The sequence below is a fragment of the Rhizobacter sp. P2_H2 genome, assembly GCF_056403375.1.
Genome location: NZ_JBFUFP010001378.1, coordinates 1 through 1,191 on the forward strand (window position 1 = coordinate 1; position 1,191 = coordinate 1,191).

Genomic DNA, 1,191 nt, shown 5'->3' on the forward strand with positions numbered 1-1,191 from the left:
CCCCTGAGGTCGCGGGAGCCTGCAGACCTGAGCATCATTTCCCATGTTCATGGGAAGCGCCCCCTTGCAGACCGCGCGACGATGTTGCGCGAAGGAGGCCCATCGATGTTGCAGCAGTGCCAGTACGTCTTTCCGCCCTTCCGGCTGGATCCGCTCGACGCCACGCTGTGGCGCGATGAAGAACGCGTTCCCTTGCCTGCGAAGAACTTCGCGTTGCTGTCGTACCTGGTGGCGCACGCGGGACGCCTGGTCGCACACGATGAGATTCTCGACGCCGTCTGGACCCACCGATTCGTCAGCCCGTCCGTGCTCAAGGGCGCCGTGGCGAGACTGCGCGCGGCGCTGGCAGACGATGCGAAGCACTGCCGCTTCATCCAGACCGTCAACCAGCGCGGGTACCGCTTCGTGGCGAACGTGGACGTCTGCTGGCGTGGAGAGTCCTGGCCGGGCCCGAAGACCGGTGGCACCGGCGCCGGCAGGTCGACCCTGGTCGAGATGCTCCAGCGTCATCTGGAGCTTGCGGGAACACGCGCATCGTCCGGCCGCTGTGCGGCGCAGTTCGAACCGGAGCGGGGAGCCCAGCCGATCATCTGCGCCGACGAAGACACCCGCCGCGCGCGGGGCGGCGATGCGACGCTCACGGATCTTGGGAAACATCTGCTGAACGCGGTGACGTCGAATCGCGTCGTCTCCACCCATCCCGACAGCGGCCGAGGATCGATTGGCATCCCGGCGCCCTGGGCTGCGCTCAGCCTCGGCGACTGGTGCGCGCTCATCGAAGCGCTGTGTCGCGAATAGCCGGACGGCACGTGGAATGAACCCAAATGTGACCTCGACGAGACCTCCGGACACGGCTCGCGGCCTATCGTTGCGACACCCGCAGCGCCAGCCCGCCGGGTCTCAACCACGAGGAGTCGCCATGACGAACAAGAGTTTCTCGCTGCATGACGTGCAGGACTGCGTCATTCAGGCCCTGGCCAGGCAGGCAGGCTGCGAGGCGCTGGCCATCGGCCCGCAGCATTCGTTGAAGCACCTGGGCCTCTCGTCCATCGAGGCCATCGCCTTCGTCGGCCACATCGAGGAATCCCTCGACCTGATGCTGGACCTGACGATCCTGTACGAGCACGCCACGGTCGACAGTCTCGCCCGCTACCTTTTCGACCGGATGGCAGCCAGGACTGTCGCCGTGAC

At 66.3% G+C, this 1,191-nt stretch carries 2 protein-coding genes; both read left to right on the plus strand.

Going from position 1 to position 1,191, the window contains the following annotated elements; translation table 11 throughout:
• Positions 1 to 798, plus strand: a 798-nt coding sequence (locus AC1D15_RS33230) for a winged helix-turn-helix domain-containing protein (RefSeq protein WP_477829421.1), incomplete at its 5' end; no start/stop codon positions are given.
• A 121-nt stretch (positions 799 to 919) separates the two neighbouring features.
• A partial coding sequence (locus AC1D15_RS33235; RefSeq protein ID WP_477829422.1) for an acyl carrier protein occupies positions 920 to 1,191 on the plus strand: 272 nt, incomplete at its 3' end.